This window comes from Exiguobacterium sp. s78, assembly GCF_018618985.1.
Lineage (GTDB): Bacteria > Bacillota > Bacilli > Exiguobacteriales > Exiguobacteriaceae > Exiguobacterium_A > Exiguobacterium_A abrahamii.
Map to the genome: position 1 here is coordinate 461,448 of NZ_JACSNB010000001.1, position 14,905 is coordinate 476,352.

The following is a 14,905-nucleotide window of genomic DNA, read 5'->3' on the forward strand; positions in this document are numbered from 1 at the left end:
GGGTTAGGGGGAATCATATGCAACGCATACGTCAACTGCATCCGTTGACACTGGGGGTCTTGTTCGGGACGTTTTTCTCACGTCTCGGAACATTCATCACGATGCCGTTCTTCGCCATCTACATGACGACCGTCCTGAAATTTGATCCGGTCGATGTTGGCTGGGTACTCAGTATCTCGGCGATCGCCAGTCTCGTCATGAGTTTCATCGGCGGCACCTTGTCGGACCGGTATGGTCGCCGGGCGATGATGCTTGCCGGAACGATCGGATTCGCGATCGTCTTCATTGCGCTGGCACAAGTCGAGACATTCTGGGCATTCTTTACGCTCAGTGCCTTGAACGGGGTCTGTCGTTCGATTTTTGAACCATCCGCCCGTGCCTTGATCAGTGATACGACGGACGAAGCGAACCGATTGTTCGTCTTCAATATCCGTTACGCGATGATCAACATCGCAGCAGCGATCGGGCCGGGAATCGCCTTGCTGCTGAGTGCGGGGAACACGTCCGCGACGTTTTACATCACCGCGTTCGTCTATATCGTGTACGGGGTGATGATTGGTATCTTATTCAAACGCCATCCGATCACCGAGACGCATGGTGGCAAAAAGGTCTCGTTCGGAGCGACGGTTCGTCTGTTGCGGACGGATATCGCCTTTACGCTGGCACTCGCCGGCATCATCTTCGGGGTCTTCGGCTACAGCCAGTTCAATTCGACCTTGCCTCAGTTTTTGACGGAGACGTCACTCCTTGAGGGCGGGAAGACACTCTATGCGATCTTGATCACGATCAATGCGATCACCGTCTTGATCGTGCAGTATCCGATCATGAAGTTCGGCGTCAAGACGTCGCCGCTCGTCTCGATCACGACCGGGATTGCGACCGTCGCTGTTGGTTTGTTCATCATCGGAAACGTAAGTTCGATTTGGTTGATGGTCGTCGCGATGATCATCTTCACGTGCGGGGAAGTCATGATGTTCACGATGACTGACATCTTGACCGATCGCTTCGCAAAACCAGAATTACGGGGCAGTTATTTCGGGGCGATGGGCTTGACGTCGATCGGACAATCAATCGGTCCGATCGCCGGAGGACATTTGTTAAGTTTATATGGAGCGGACCGTCCGTTACCGATTTTCGGGATTTTAGCGGGCTTGACATTATTCGGAATACCACTGCTCCTACTGTCACAACGGATTCATCGGACTTCGACGATCGAGGAACTGGAGGAACCAGTGAAACTTTCGAATGATTCTCAACAAAACGCATGATTTTGAGAAAAATCAGCGAGCGATGACGCTTGAATAATACGCGATGTTTCTTTAAGATTAGAATGATACTAAATTAGTAACGCTCGTGTTCTGAATCGTCAGTCACGAAATGAATAGATGGAGGGATTCTAACATGAAGGCTTCACACTTGAAGATTGAAGATCTACACGTCGCGATCGACGGCAAGGAAATCTTGAAAGGCGTCAACTTGGAAATCAAAGGCGGGGAAATCCACGCGGTCATGGGACCAAACGGGACAGGTAAATCAACACTCGCATCAGCATTGATGGGTCACCCATCGTACGAAGTGACATCTGGTTCAGTCACACTCGACGGCGAAGACGTCCTCGACATGGAAGTCGATGAGCGCGCACAAGCGGGTATGTTCCTCGCAATGCAGTACCCAAGCGAAATCAGTGGTGTCACGAACTCAGACTTCCTTCGTTCAGCGATCAACTCGCGTCGTGAAGAAGGCGATGAAATCTCACTCATGAAGTTCATCCGTGAGCTTGATTCACAAATGGGTCTTCTCGAGATGCCTTCAGAAATGGCACACCGCTACCTCAACGAAGGTTTCTCAGGTGGAGAAAAGAAACGTAACGAAATTCTTCAGATGATGATGCTTAAACCAGCGATCGCGATTCTTGATGAAATCGATTCAGGTCTTGATATCGATGCACTGAAAGTCGTCGCAAAAGGTGTCAACGAAATGCGTTCACCTGAATTTGGCTGCTTGATCATCACGCACTACCAACGTCTCTTGAACTATATCGAGCCAGACTTCATCCACATCATGATGGGCGGAAAAATCGTCATGTCTGGTGGTAAAGAACTCGCACACCGTCTCGAAGCAGAAGGTTATGACTGGGTTAAAAAAGAACTCGGCATCGAAGACGTCGAAATCGAAACAAAAGCGTAAGACGAGGGAGGAAGCATGATGACTGTAGAACTGAATCTTGCAGTAAATCGCGAGGCAGTGGCAGAACGTGCGACTCGCTTAGGGGAACCATCTTGGATGGTCGCAAAGCGTCAAGACGCGCTTGATCTTGCCCCAACGCTCGCATTGCCAAAAGTAGAAAAAATCAAGATCGAAGGCTGGAACTTTACAGAAGGTACGACGGAACTTGAAACCGTCACTGGTCTTTCTTCAGATATCGAAGCATTGATCGGCGAAAACCGTGATCACATGCTCGTTACGCGCAACGGACAACTCGTTCACGCGCAAAACAGTGAAGCGGCGAACGGCGTCATCTTCACGACGCTCGAAGACGCATTAAAACAACACCCGGAACTCGTCGAGAAGTACTTCATGACGGAAGGCGTTCAAGTCAACGAAGATCGTCTTGCGGCATTAAACGCAGCACTTCGCAACGGTGGTACATTCCTTTATGTACCAAAAGGCGTCAAGCTTTCTGTACCAATGCAAGCGATCTACACGCTTGAGCAATCAGGCGCAGCGCTTTACCATCACGCAATCATCGTCGCAGATGCGGACAGCGAATTGACGTATATCGAAAACTTCGTCTCTTACGGTGACGAAGCGCATAACGTTAACGTCGTCACAGAAGTCTTCGTTGAAGACAACGCAAAAGTTCTCTTCGGTGGTGTCGATACGCTATCGAAAGGTGCCATCACGTATATGAACCGTCGTGGTGTCGTCAAACAAGGCGCGAAGCTTGAATGGGCACTCGGTCACATGAATGACGGTCACACGGTCACAGAAACAAAAACACACCTCGTTGGAAACGATTCGTTCTCAGATACGAAAGCCGTTACGGTCGGTCGTGGAGAGCAAAAACAAAACTTCAACGTCCGGACGGACCACTTCGGTAAAGGATCAGAAGGTTTCATCTTGATCCACGGTGTCCAGAAAGATTCAGCAACATCGATCTTCAACGGAACGTCGATGATCCATCACGGCGCTTCGAAATCAAACGGCGTTCAAACGGAACGTGTCCTCATGTTGTCTGAAAAGGCACGTGGTGATGCGAACCCGATCCTCTTGATCGATGAGGATGACGTCATGGCAGGACACGCGGCATCTGTCGGTCGTGTCGATGAACTACAACTCTACTACTTGATGAGCCGTGGCCTTTCACGGAAGGAAGCAGAACGCCTCGTCGTTCACGGATTCCTCCAGCCAGTCGTCTCGGAACTTGCGATTGACTCGGTGAAAGAACGTCTCGTTCAAGTCATCGAAGGGAAAGTAAACTAATATGGGAATCGATGCATCCATCCGCAATCAGTTTCCGATCCTCGACCAACAGGTCAACGACCGGAAACTCGTCTATCTCGATAGTGCGGCCTCTTCGCAGAAGCCGCTCGTCGTCATCAATGCGATTGACGACTACTATAAGACGATTCATTCGAATGTGCACCGTGGCGTCCATACGCTCGGAACACGAGCGACGGATGCGTACGAAGGTGCGCGTGAGAACGTTCGTCGTTTCATCCAGGCGCAACACCATGAAGAAATTATCTTTACCCGCGGCACGACGACGGCGATCAACATCGTCGCGTCAAGCTACGGTATGGAGCATGTCGAAGAAGGCGACGAAATCGTCGTCACGTACCTCGAACACCATGCGAATCTCATTCCGTGGCAACAAGTCGCTAAACGCAAAAAAGCGAAGTTGAAATACGTTGATTTGACAGCGGATGGTCGCGTGACGGTCGAAGCGGTCGAAGCACAACTGTCTGACCGGACGAAGATCGTCGCGATGGCACATGTCTCGAACGTTCTCGGTACAATCAATCCGATCAAAGAAGTCGCTCGTCTTGCGCACGCTCGTGGTGCCGTCATGGTCGTCGATGCTGCGCAAAGTGCACCACACCAACGGATTAATGTCACGGATCTCGACTGTGACTTCCTCGCTTTCTCCGCACACAAGATGTGTGGTCCGACAGGCGTTGGTGTTCTTTACGGGAAAAAGGCATTACTCAATGCGATGGAACCGGTCGAATTCGGTGGTGAGATGATTGATTACGTTGGTCTTGAAGAGTCGACGTTCAAACCGTCTCCATATCGTTTCGAAGCGGGGACACCGATCATCGCAGGAGCTGTTGGTTTATCGGCAGCGATTGATTTCTTAGAAGAGATTGGTTTAGAGAACGTCGAAGCACACGAACGTGAACTCGCGCAGTACGCGATGGCACAAATGCGTGACATCGACGGACTCACGATTTACGGTCCGGAAGAACGCGTTGGACTCGTCACGTTCAATCTCGGTGATGTCCATGCACATGACGTCGCAACCGTCCTTGATATGCAGGGAATCGCGGTTCGCGCCGGTCACCACTGTGCACAGCCCCTGATGCGTTGGCTCGGAGCGAGCTCGACGGCTCGCGCTAGCTTCTATCTCTACAACACGAAAGAAGAGGTTGACGCACTCGTGACAGGACTTCGCCAAACGAAGGAGTATTTCAGTCATGGATTTTAACAATCTCGATCACTTGTATCGTCAAGTGATCATGGATCACTATAAAACTCCCCGAAATCGCGGTGCGATCGAGGGGGGCGTTACGATCGACATGAACAATCCGACGTGCGGCGATACGATTCGTCTCCAGCTCGCGATTGAAGACGATGTCGTCCGTGATGCGAAATTTGACGGGGAGGGCTGCTCGATCAGCATGGCGTCTGCTTCAATGATGACGCAACTCGTCAAAGGTAAGACTATCGAAGAAGCCTTACGACTCGCGGATATCTTTTCGGACATGGTCCAAGGAAAAGACTATGACGACGAATCGTTCGACCTCGGGGACGTCGAGGCACTCTCGGGTGTCACGAAATTCCCGGCACGGATTAAATGTGCGACACTTGCCTGGAAGGCGCTCGAACGCGGCGTAGAAGAAGGGAAGTAAACTTCGGTCACAAGCAAGTAAGAGGAGGAAATGAACATGGCAAAGAACATGCCGGAAATTGGCGATTATAAATATGGTTTCCACGATCGCGATATCTCGATCTTCCGTTCTGGACGCGGCTTGACGACTGAAGTCGTCGAAACGATCTCGAAAATGAAGGAAGAACCACAATGGATGCTTGATTTCCGTTTGAAATCACTCAAGATCTTCAACGAACAAGCAATGCCAGCGTGGGGTGGCGATCTCTCAGAATTGAACTTCGACGACATCACGTACTACGTTAAGCCGTCTGAACGTGCAGAGAAATCGTGGGATGAAGTACCAGAAGAAATCAAACGTACGTTTGATAAGCTCGGTATCCCTGAAGCAGAGCAAAAATACTTGGCAGGTGTCTCGGCTCAGTACGAGTCAGAGGTTGTCTACCACAACATGAAAGAAGACCTCGAAGAAATCGGTGTCGTCTTCAAAGATACAGATACAGCGTTAAAAGAGAACGAAGATATTTTCCGTGAGTACTTCGGGAAATTGATCCCGCCAACAGACAACAAGTTCGCAGCCTTGAACACAGCGGTCTGGTCAGGTGGATCGTTCATCTACGTACCAAAAGGTGTTAAAGTCGACACGCCGCTTCAAGCCTACTTCCGGATCAACTCGGAAAACATGGGTCAATTCGAGCGGACGTTGATCATCGTTGATGACGAAGCATCGGTTCACTACGTCGAAGGATGTACAGCACCGGTCTACACGACGAACTCGCTTCACTCAGCGGTCGTTGAGATCTTCATCAACAAAAACGCTTACTGCCGTTACACGACGATCCAAAACTGGGCGAACAACGTCTACAACCTCGTTACGAAGCGTGCGATCTGTGAAGCTGGCGCAACGATGGAATGGGTCGATGGTAACATCGGTTCGAAACTGACGATGAAATACCCAGCCGTCATCCTCAAAGGTGAAGGTTCACGTGGTATGACATTGTCGATCGCAATCGCTGGTAAAGGTCAACACCAAGATGCGGGTGCGAAGATGATTCACTTAGCACCGAACACGTCGTCGACGATCGTCTCGAAGTCGATCTCAAAACACGGTGGTAAAGTCACGTATCGCGGTATCGTTCACTTCGGACGGAAAGCGACAGGTGCACGTTCGAACATCGAATGTGATACGCTCATCATGGATAACCAATCGACGTCGGATACGATTCCGTACAACGAAATCCTCAACGATAACATTTCGCTCGAGCACGAAGCGAAAGTCTCGAAGGTCTCGGAAGAGCAATTGTTCTACCTCATGAGCCGCGGGATCTCACAAGAGGAAGCAACGGAAATGATCGTCATGGGCTTCATCGAGCCATTCACGAAAGAACTTCCAATGGAATATGCGGTCGAAATGAACCGTCTCATCAAGTTCGAGATGGAAGGTTCAATCGGATAATTCGTCTTACTCTCTCATCTACGGATGAGGGAGTTTTTTTCATGAAATGGTTATTGGGGTAAAGAGTGAAAAAGGAGGGATTACTATGCGTGACATCGTCTATTCCTTTCAAGTCTCGCTCGACGGTTATATCGAAGATGCGTCAGGTAGGATCGATTTCGCTTCACCAGACGCAGAATTACATCAGTATTTCAATGACTACGAGAAAGCGTTCGATACCCATGTCTATGGACGTCGTTTGTACGAGATGATGCAATACTGGGAGACAGCGGATCAGGAAGACGAGCCGATTGTCGTTGAGTATGCGAAAACCTGGCAATCGCTTGAGAAGGTCGTCTTCTCGCGGACGCTCGACGCTGTCGAAGGAAAGGCGCGTCTAGCGAATCAGTCGCTTGCCGAGGAACTTCAAGCACTAAAAGCCTTGCCTGGAAAACAGATTGCGATCGGTGGGGCGACGCTTGCTGCTGAAGCAATTGAGCTTGGACTCGTCGATCGCTATCATGTCGTGATCTACCCCGTTCTGCTAGGTAGTGGAAAACGGATGTTTCCGGTATTTGATCAACCACAGACGCTACGGTTAGTCGAAACACGCGTCTTTGCTTCCGGATGTATCGCGTTATCTTACGAAAAAATCTAGTCTTCACAAAAAAGAGTCTCTTATTTCAATAGGGATTCTTTCAGATTAAAGACAAAGTGCAATTTTTCTCTAAAGAGAAGGATCGCGCTTTTTTTGTTCATTTCGAATCGTTTTCCTGGGACAAGCATCACGCCGCTTCGCTTCGCTGCAGGGTCGCTCTTGCTTGTTTTTCCCTAGGAAGCGATTTCGAGCGAACAAAAACACTTCTCTCTTTTTCCTTCAAGCTATTAAGAACAGAAAAGCAGTATGACATTTTAGCAGATGTGTATAAGACGAATCCTCATTTCAAAATAGATTCTTTTTCGTTACATCCGATAAAATTTGGATATTATCATTTAATTTGGACGAAAATAGATTATAATAACTTTTGTGAAAAAATCTATAAACATGATTAAGGTGTGAAAAAATGAAATTTTATCAAGAAATTCCTGTCATTCGATCAATTGCGGCAATCATGGTCGTCGCTGTCCATGTCATCGCCGGTCTTTACCATTCGAAAGGGGAATTCGAAAATGAAGCGATTGGTTACATCGATCAATTTTCCCGGATTGGTACGCCGATCTTTGCCATCATCAGTGCGTTTCTTTTGATGTCGATGGTCCAGCGCAAAGGATTTGATTTTGGAACATTCGTCAAGTCCCGTTTCTCTAAAATTTTCATTCCTTATTTGATTTGGAGCACGATCTACCTCGTGTATCGTTATCATGTAGAAGATAGTCTAAAGCCGGGTATGCCACTATCGGATTACTTCCTTTATGGAACGGCAAACTTCCATCTGTACTTCATTTTGACGGTGCTTCAGTTTTATGTCGTATTTCCGGTACTTGCACGACTTAAGAAAGGAACATTGCTACTTGTCGCGACAGTGGTGTCGATGGGTGTCAACTACTTCTGGCTGACTTCAGGAAGCTTAACGACGGACATCGAGTTTCTGGATCGACTCGTCAATAGCCGCTCCTTCTTACTTAACTGGATTGCCTATTTCATGATGGGGATTACATATGCCGTCTATTATGAAGAGATTCAGCAGATTTTAAAACGTCATCGGACGATCTTATTGCTGATCAGTGGATTGATCATCCTTGATATCTGGGTCAGCATCGATTTAGAGCGAACGTACACGTCGACGAATCTCTCGAATCTTGTCTACATCCCGTTCGTCCTTGTCGTCTTGAACTACGTCTTCCGTCGTGTCCAGACGGATGCGACAGCGATGCGCATTTTCCAGACGATTGGAACGCACTCGATGGGGATCTATCTGATCCATCCGCTCGTCATCCGCGGAATCGGTCGAACGGATCTCTTCGCTTACTTCGATTCTGCGAGTATGTTCATTTTTGCGATGATCGTCACGCTTGCGGCTTCGATTTCTGTCTCTTATGTGATCAGTCTATTGCCGTACGGGAACTATATCGTTCCTGTTCCAAAACGAAGAGCTCCTGCTCCAAAAATCGTTGAGGCACAGTCTACTGCTTCATGATGAAAACAGTTGACTAGGCATCCTTTTCCTTCCTGCATGAGTAGGGAGGAGAGGGATGTCTTTTTTCTGAAAAAAGAGTGTTTGCTTAGGAAGCATCGAAGAAGAAATCCCGGATTCTGCTATGCTATGATGAATAGGTAGAATAGAACACACAAGGGAGAAGAGAGCATGATATATATCGGTGTCACGGGCTGGGGAGATCATGATAGTCTCTACTTGACCCCGCAAGATCGTAAAGAGAAACTGGCTGCTTATGCCGGTCATTTTCCAGCGGTCGAAGTCGACTCGACATTCTATGCGATTCAACCGGAACGAAACTATGAGAAATGGGTATCCGAGACGCCGGACGGGTTTCGCTTCATCGTCAAGGTCCACCGGGCGATGAGTGGGCACGACCGGGACAACAAAGATCCGCTCGGACCGATTTTTGAACAATATATCGCGTCGATCGAACCGATGCGAAAGAGTGGAAAGATTGCGGCAATCCTCGTGCAGTTGCCGCCCTGGTTCGATGTCAGCAAAATGCACTTGGAATATTTGCAAACGATCCGAAAATCACTTGCTGGACTGCCGGTCGCGATCGAGTTCCGGAATCCATCGTGGTATTCAGATGTTTATCGTGAGCGGACGCTCCGTTTTTTGAAGGAACATCAGTTCATTCATACGATTTGTGACGAACCGCAGACGGAAGATGGTTCCGTACCATTCGTACCGGTCGTGACGCAGGAGACGGCATTCATCCGCCTCCACGGACGAAATAAAGCCGGCTGGTTAAAGAAACCCGGTCAAAGCAGCGAAGATTGGCGAAAAGTCCGCTGTCTCTACCGGTATTCGGAAGACGAGCTGCAGGAGCTAGCGAGTCACGTCCGAAACGTGGCAGCGGAAGCAAAGGATGTCTATGTCTTTTTTAATAACAACTCAGCAGGAGATGCTGCCCCGAATGCGAAACGATTAATCGAGATTCTCGATCTTGACTATGAACTCGCGCCGCGACAAATCTCTTTGTTCTAAATCATCAAGGGGGGCTTCTGCATGAAGTTACACATCATTCACTATAATGATTTGCACTCACACTTCGACATGTGGCCTCGCTACATGTCCTTCGTCAAGGAACACCGGACGTATGATTCGCTCGTCTTTGATCTCGGCGATCATGCCGATCGTGTCGATCCAGCGACGGAAGCAACAAAAGGAAAAATCAATACGCATCTATTGAATGCGTTGATGCCGACCGCCGTGACGATCGGGAACAATGAAGGCATCACGTTTCCGCATGACTGGTTAGCGAATCTCTACACGGAAGCGGACTTTCCGGTTCTCGTCTCGAATTTAGAAGCGCCGTTTGCCGAACAAGGTGTCATTCACGAATTACCGACCGGAAAAGTCGGCGTCTTTGGTCTGACGGCACCGTATATCGAACTATACGGTTTACTTGGTTGGACGATCGAAGAACCGTTTGACGTCGCGGCGCGTGAAATCGAGCGTTTGCGCCAAGAAGTCGACGTCTTGATTTGCTTAAGTCACCTCGGTTTCTATCAAGACGAAGAACTCGCGATGCGTTTTCCAGAGCTTGATTTGATCATCGGTGCGCATACGCATCATGTCCTTGATGACGGTGTCGTCAAGAATGGTGTCTTGATCACGCAAGCGGGAAAACATGGTCAGTATGCAGGTGAGATTTATATGAATACGGACACCGGCGAGAAGGAAGCGGTCCTTCACTCCTTACATGATTACGCCGAGGACGAAACGACGGCGAAATTACTCGACCGGGAACAGTATCTGGCGGAACAACAGATGAAGGAGCCGATTGGCGAGACATCGGGTCTAGCCAATGATTGGTTCAGCGAGTCGCCGTTCTCACAATTACTTGTCGAGACGATGCGCGACTGGTGTGATGCGGATATCGCTTGTGTCCCGGCAGGCATTCTGCTTGGGTCACTTCCACCAGGTCCTGTCTCTGCCTTTGATTTACATCGACTCTGCCCGCACCCGATCAATCCTTGTAAAGTCACGATGACTGGGGTGGAATTACAAACTTTCCTCGATGAAGTCAAGACAGATCAGTTCGAACAATTGAAGGTCCGAGGTCTCGGTTTCCGTGGTAAGTTGATGGGACGGATGCATTATGCTGGTTTGACAGCACATCAACCGCTTGAGTCAACGCGAAACTATACGGTCGTCTTGCCGGATATGTTCACGTTCGGTCCACTCTTCCCAGCAATCAAAGAAATGCCAAAAGAATATTTCATGCCGGAATTGTTACGGGATTTATTGTTCGAACGCTTATCGGAGAAGTCGGAATATAATGAATTGCATGTTCGCAAACCCTGATTGTTTGTTATACTAAAGCAGACATTAATTGACTTTTTGGGGATGAAGGGGGAAGCGAAACCATGGGACGCGGAGAAATCCAACGTAAACCGGAATGGTTGAAAATCAAGCTGAATACGAATGAAACCTACACAGAATTAAAAAGTATGATGCGCGAGAAAAAGCTACATACTGTCTGTGAGGAAGCAAAGTGTCCGAATATCCACGAGTGTTGGGCGGTACGCCGGACGGCGACGTTCATGATTCTCGGAAGTATCTGTACACGTGCGTGCCGTTTTTGCGCCGTGACGACAGGACGTCCAAACGAACTCGATCTCGAAGAACCAAAACGTGTCGCGGAATCCGTTCGTTTGATGAACCTGAAGCACGCGGTCATCACAGCGGTTGCCCGTGACGATCTGAATGATTTCGGAGCAGGCGTTTATGCCGAAACCGTTCGTGAAGTTCGTCGGATGAATCCAGAGACATCAATCGAAGTCTTGCCTTCAGATATGGGTGGGAACTTTGAGGCATTGAAAACGCTGATCGATGCACAACCAGACATCATGAACCACAACATCGAGACGGTCCGCCGTCTGACGCCGACCGTTCGTGCGAAAGCAACTTACGACCGGACGCTTGAATTCCTTCGTCGTTCGAAGGAACTCGCACCTGAAATTCCAACGAAGTCGAGCTTGATGCTTGGTCTTGGTGAGACATGGGAAGAGATTCTTGAAACGATGGATGATCTTCGCGCAAATAACGTCGACATCATGACGATCGGTCAGTATCTCCAACCGACGAAAAAACACCTCGACGTCATCAAATACTATACACCGCAAGAGTTTGCTGAACTGAAGCAGATCGCCCTCAGCAAAGGGTTCTCGCACTGTGAGGCAGGTCCACTCGTTCGTTCGTCGTATCACGCGGATGAGCAAGTCAACGCAGCGAAAAAGAATAAAACAGCACTTCCGATCGACTAATGATCAAAAACCGTTCGAGCAGTTGCTCGAACGGTTTTTCGTCTGCCAGGCGAAATGGAATATGCTATGATAAGAACAGCAGGAGGTGGGAATAATGATACAAGTCAATCGGGAACGTTATGAGGTCGTCGAAGAGAAGCGCGAAGGTTTTAATGAGGAAGCCTTCATCGGTCGTTTCAGCGATGTCCTTGAAAAATATGATTATATCGTGGGAGACTGGGGGCACGGTCAATTACGGCTACGTGGCTTCTATGAGGATCAACACGAGAAAGCGACATTCGATACGAAGATTTCGCATGTGGCGGATTATCTCTACGAATACTGTAACTTCGGATGTGCCTACTTCATCGTCAAGAAGATCGGATTGGTAGAAGGAGAAGAAGCACCACCTCGCTTCGACGGTTCTTCATCCAATACGTTGAAGTTGAAACGGAAGTTCGCACCTGCACCAGAGAAGACGGAAAGCGAGTAATCAAACTGTCATACAGAAAAGCGTTTCCAATGGAAGGAATTCGGCTATTACTATAAGTATCATGTACCTATAGGGGGAACCATCCATGCGAATCGTTGGAATTTACTCATCCGTACCAGAAGTCGTCAGTGCCGTGCACGATCTCCGTGTTGCCGGTGTCGTCTCGACTGATTTAAAAGTCTTAGCACACGACAAATACGATCTCGAACAAATCGAGGAATTGGCGGATCTGAACAACCAACAGACATCTACGCGTCTGTCACAGGAAGATCATCGTAATCTATGGCAGGAAATCAAGAATATCTTCAAAAAGGATGATACGGCTTCTCACGGAGATGCTATTCGTGGAAGTGGCTTGACGAAGGAAGACGTCGATCGTGCAAATCATGCGGTCGAAAGCGGTCAATTCGTATTACTCGTCGGTGATGAAGCGGATCAGCATTCAGAGCGTCGTGCCCATGACGAGTCAGACAATACGAACGTCTTCAGCGGACCGAACACACTAAATGAACGAAACGATCGTCTCTTATAAGAAAAAGCCTTCGTCCACGGACGAAGGCTTTTTTCATAGACCGATATAAGCGCGCAGGTACATCTCGAGTTCCGTTGCCGCATCGTCTTCGACGTCAAACGCCGTCGCGATGTAGCCAGGTTCATCAAAATCGTCCGCACCGATGATCGCATAGCGATTCGATAAGAGATTCAAGACGAGAATCTTACCGTAAAAATGCTCCGAGTGTGTGATGGCGAGATCAAACCGACTGGCTTCTCCAATCCAACTGACGAAGCGTGTCTTCGTTTGTTCGACATCATCATATAAAAAATCACGTTCTTCCATCATTCAGCTTCCCTCATTTCCCTAACATCTGTTTCAGATTAAAGGGTTTGGGGGACTTTTTGCAAGTATGGTTTACGCGATAAGCTATGCTCGGCGATGACTTTTCGAATCGTCCGTGTCTTTGAACGCATGACGAGGGATGTCGTTTCAACGATATCATCCGTCAAGAACTTGACGCCGTCGAGCATTTCACCCGTCGTGACGCCGGTCGCGGCAAAGATACAGTCGTCGCTTTTGATGAGATCATCAAGCGTCAAGAGTTGAAGCGGATCTTCAAGCCCCATCCGGATGACACGAGCGGTTTCTTCCTCGTTCATCGGATGTAAGCGTGCCTGCATGTCACCGCCCATCGCTTTGACGGCAGCAGCCGTGATGACACCTTCAGGAGCACCACCTGTTCCGATGAAGATATCGATTCCTGTCGCAGGAGAGAGTGGTGCGATTCCAGCCGAGACGTCGCCGTCTTCAAACAGACGAACCCGTGCGCCCATCCGCATCGCGGCTTCGCGGAAGTGATCGTGACGTGGGCGATCCTGCATGATGACAGTGACGTCCTCAATCCGTTTATTGTTGTATTGAGCTGCTTTTTCAATGATGACTTCAAGTGGATCGTCGAGCGAGACGTGCCCTTTTAAGTTCGGTCCAACTGTTAATTTATCCATATACATATCCGGTGCGTGGAGCAGGGCACCTTGATCGGCGACGGCGATGACGACCATCGCATTACCAAGACCTTTGGCGACGATGTTCGTACCTTCGAGCGGGTCGACGGCGATGTCAACGATTGGACCGTTTGCTGTTCCGACACGTTCGCCGATGAAGAGCATCGGTGCTTCGTCGAGTTCGCCTTCACCGATGACGACCGTTCCGTTCATGTTGACCGTGTTCAAGACTTCGCGCATCGCAGTCGTTGCTGCATCATCCGCTTCATTTTTCTTACCGCGACCAATCCATTGAGCAGAAGCTAGTGCTGCTGCTTCCGTAGCGCGTACGATTTCCAGTGCGAGTTCCCGTTCCATGTATATAACCTCCACGTCACCAATGTGACATACTATTTTCAGCAAAAATCTAAATTGAGGATAACACATTGGGGAATGTGATGCAAATGACCTTTCTGCTTTTCAGGATTGCCGGATAGCGATAAAATGGAGGATGTGAGGGGGAATGAAGATGTATTTCGTCAATCGTCAAAAAATCGAAGAGACGGTCGTCTGTTATGAGACGGCACTTCGACAAAGTAAGGAAGTTACGGGGGATCCGGTGACGACGGCACTGGCTATGGAACGGATCGGTTTTTTAGTCATCGAGAGTGTCATCGACATCGGAAACAGTATGATTGATGGATTCATCATGCGGGATCCGGGAAGTTATGAAGACATCATTCTCATTTTAGAAGATGAGAAGGTCATCGATGGACCGCTCGCGACGAGTCTGAAGAAGCTCGTTGCGTTACGTACGTTGATCGTCCGGTCATTCACACAGTCGAGTATGGCGGAGATTCGGGCGGTACTTGAGACAGAGGAAGCAGAACTACGTCGTTTCCCGGAAGCGATTCGCCGGTATATCGAGACAGAACTCGGACCGGTGTCTGCATTTTTACCAAACGAGGAGTGAGT

The 14,905-nt window shown here is 48.9% G+C and carries 16 protein-coding genes; 14 read left to right on the forward strand and 2 right to left on the reverse strand.

The window, feature by feature from the left end; all coding sequences use genetic code 11:
- Positions 1–17 precede the first annotated feature (17 nt).
- The 13 genes from KNQ18_RS02285 to KNQ18_RS02345 all read left to right on the forward strand — a co-directional run bounded on the left by KNQ18_RS02285 (position 18) and on the right by KNQ18_RS02345 (position 12,983).
- On the forward strand, positions 18–1,268 hold the full coding sequence (locus KNQ18_RS02285) for an MDR family MFS transporter (RefSeq protein WP_133207658.1): 1,251 nt from the start codon (positions 18–20) through the stop codon (positions 1,266–1,268).
- 133 nt (positions 1,269–1,401) lie between these two features.
- Positions 1,402–2,187 (forward strand): Fe-S cluster assembly ATPase SufC, encoded by a 786-nt coding sequence (gene sufC, locus KNQ18_RS02290; protein WP_023469158.1) that lies wholly within the window; start codon positions 1,402–1,404, stop codon positions 2,185–2,187.
- An 18-nt stretch (positions 2,188–2,205) separates the two neighbouring features.
- Positions 2,206–3,483, forward strand: a complete 1,278-nt coding sequence (gene sufD / locus KNQ18_RS02295; RefSeq protein WP_047393415.1) for a Fe-S cluster assembly protein SufD — start codon at positions 2,206–2,208, stop codon at positions 3,481–3,483.
- Position 3,484: 1 nt separating this feature from the next.
- A complete protein-coding gene (locus KNQ18_RS02300) occupies positions 3,485–4,708 on the forward strand; it encodes a cysteine desulfurase (protein WP_035396382.1) in 1,224 nt (407 codons plus the stop codon).
- Positions 4,698–5,132, forward strand: coding sequence for a Fe-S cluster assembly sulfur transfer protein SufU (gene sufU / locus KNQ18_RS02305; protein WP_023469155.1), 435 nt, complete (start codon positions 4,698–4,700; stop codon positions 5,130–5,132). The genes KNQ18_RS02300 and sufU overlap by 11 nt, the downstream gene beginning before the upstream one ends.
- A gap of 36 nt (positions 5,133–5,168) precedes the next feature.
- Positions 5,169–6,566: a Fe-S cluster assembly protein SufB gene (gene sufB, locus KNQ18_RS02310; RefSeq protein ID WP_023469154.1), complete on the forward strand. Its 1,398-nt coding sequence runs from the start codon at positions 5,169–5,171 to the stop codon at positions 6,564–6,566.
- Between the two features lie 85 nt (positions 6,567–6,651).
- Positions 6,652–7,203, forward strand: a complete 552-nt coding sequence (locus KNQ18_RS02315; protein ID WP_133207656.1) for a dihydrofolate reductase family protein — start codon at positions 6,652–6,654, stop codon at positions 7,201–7,203.
- 406 nt (positions 7,204–7,609) lie between these two features.
- Positions 7,610–8,683 (forward strand): acyltransferase, encoded by a 1,074-nt coding sequence (locus KNQ18_RS02320; RefSeq protein WP_133207654.1) that lies wholly within the window; start codon positions 7,610–7,612, stop codon positions 8,681–8,683.
- A 168-nt stretch (positions 8,684–8,851) separates the two neighbouring features.
- Positions 8,852–9,694, forward strand: a complete 843-nt coding sequence (locus KNQ18_RS02325; protein WP_050678654.1) for a DUF72 domain-containing protein — start codon at positions 8,852–8,854, stop codon at positions 9,692–9,694.
- A gap of 21 nt (positions 9,695–9,715) precedes the next feature.
- Positions 9,716–11,017 (forward strand): bifunctional metallophosphatase/5'-nucleotidase, encoded by a 1,302-nt coding sequence (locus KNQ18_RS02330; protein ID WP_215083744.1) that lies wholly within the window; start codon positions 9,716–9,718, stop codon positions 11,015–11,017.
- Between the two features lie 62 nt (positions 11,018–11,079).
- A complete protein-coding gene (gene lipA, locus KNQ18_RS02335; protein ID WP_023469150.1) occupies positions 11,080–11,979 on the forward strand; it encodes a lipoyl synthase in 900 nt (299 codons plus the stop codon).
- 94 nt (positions 11,980–12,073) lie between these two features.
- Positions 12,074–12,451, forward strand: coding sequence for a YutD family protein (locus KNQ18_RS02340; protein WP_023469149.1), 378 nt, complete (start codon positions 12,074–12,076; stop codon positions 12,449–12,451).
- Positions 12,452–12,536: 85 nt separating this feature from the next.
- Entirely contained in the window at positions 12,537–12,983 is a 447-nt protein-coding gene (locus KNQ18_RS02345) for a general stress protein (protein WP_050678652.1), read from the forward strand.
- Positions 12,984–13,016: 33 nt separating this feature from the next.
- Here the strand turns inward: KNQ18_RS02345 and KNQ18_RS02350 are convergent, their stop codons facing one another.
- Positions 13,017–13,292: a DUF3055 domain-containing protein gene (locus tag KNQ18_RS02350; protein ID WP_023469147.1), complete on the reverse strand. Its 276-nt coding sequence runs from the start codon at positions 13,290–13,292 to the stop codon at positions 13,017–13,019.
- 35 nt (positions 13,293–13,327) lie between these two features.
- Positions 13,328–14,308 carry a class II fructose-bisphosphatase gene (glpX, locus tag KNQ18_RS02355; RefSeq protein ID WP_029342420.1) on the reverse strand — a complete coding sequence of 327 codons (981 nt, stop codon included), beginning with the start codon at positions 14,306–14,308 and terminating at the stop codon, positions 13,328–13,330.
- 151 nt (positions 14,309–14,459) lie between these two features.
- On the opposite strand from glpX, the gene KNQ18_RS02360 reads away from it, so the two are divergent.
- Positions 14,460–14,903, forward strand: a complete 444-nt coding sequence (locus tag KNQ18_RS02360; protein WP_023469145.1) for a DUF86 domain-containing protein — start codon at positions 14,460–14,462, stop codon at positions 14,901–14,903.
- Positions 14,904–14,905: the final 2 nt, after the last annotated feature.

What these genes read in the sequence shown, in the direction of transcription:
- KNQ18_RS02285 (WP_133207658.1), top strand. Translation starts at nt 18, where the DNA reads ATGCAACGCATACGTCAACTGCATCCGTTGACACTGGGGGTCTTGTTC.
- sufC (WP_023469158.1), top strand. Translation starts at nt 1,402, where the DNA reads ATGAAGGCTTCACACTTGAAGATTGAAGATCTACACGTCGCGATCGAC.
- sufD (WP_047393415.1), top strand. Translation starts at nt 2,206, where the DNA reads ATGACTGTAGAACTGAATCTTGCAGTAAATCGCGAGGCAGTGGCAGAA.
- KNQ18_RS02300 (WP_035396382.1), top strand. Translation starts at nt 3,485, where the DNA reads ATGGGAATCGATGCATCCATCCGCAATCAGTTTCCGATCCTCGACCAA.
- sufU (WP_023469155.1), top strand. Translation starts at nt 4,698, where the DNA reads ATGGATTTTAACAATCTCGATCACTTGTATCGTCAAGTGATCATGGAT.
- sufB (WP_023469154.1), top strand. Translation starts at nt 5,169, where the DNA reads ATGGCAAAGAACATGCCGGAAATTGGCGATTATAAATATGGTTTCCAC.
- KNQ18_RS02315 (WP_133207656.1), top strand. Translation starts at nt 6,652, where the DNA reads ATGCGTGACATCGTCTATTCCTTTCAAGTCTCGCTCGACGGTTATATC.
- KNQ18_RS02320 (WP_133207654.1), top strand. Translation starts at nt 7,610, where the DNA reads ATGAAATTTTATCAAGAAATTCCTGTCATTCGATCAATTGCGGCAATC.
- KNQ18_RS02325 (WP_050678654.1), top strand. Translation starts at nt 8,852, where the DNA reads ATGATATATATCGGTGTCACGGGCTGGGGAGATCATGATAGTCTCTAC.
- KNQ18_RS02330 (WP_215083744.1), top strand. Translation starts at nt 9,716, where the DNA reads ATGAAGTTACACATCATTCACTATAATGATTTGCACTCACACTTCGAC.
- lipA (WP_023469150.1), top strand. Translation starts at nt 11,080, where the DNA reads ATGGGACGCGGAGAAATCCAACGTAAACCGGAATGGTTGAAAATCAAG.
- KNQ18_RS02340 (WP_023469149.1), top strand. Translation starts at nt 12,074, where the DNA reads ATGATACAAGTCAATCGGGAACGTTATGAGGTCGTCGAAGAGAAGCGC.
- KNQ18_RS02345 (WP_050678652.1), top strand. Translation starts at nt 12,537, where the DNA reads ATGCGAATCGTTGGAATTTACTCATCCGTACCAGAAGTCGTCAGTGCC.
- KNQ18_RS02350 (WP_023469147.1), bottom strand. Translation starts at nt 13,292, where the DNA reads ATGATGGAAGAACGTGATTTTTTATATGATGATGTCGAACAAACGAAG.
- glpX (WP_029342420.1), bottom strand. Translation starts at nt 14,308, where the DNA reads ATGGAACGGGAACTCGCACTGGAAATCGTACGCGCTACGGAAGCAGCA.
- KNQ18_RS02360 (WP_023469145.1), top strand. Translation starts at nt 14,460, where the DNA reads ATGTATTTCGTCAATCGTCAAAAAATCGAAGAGACGGTCGTCTGTTAT.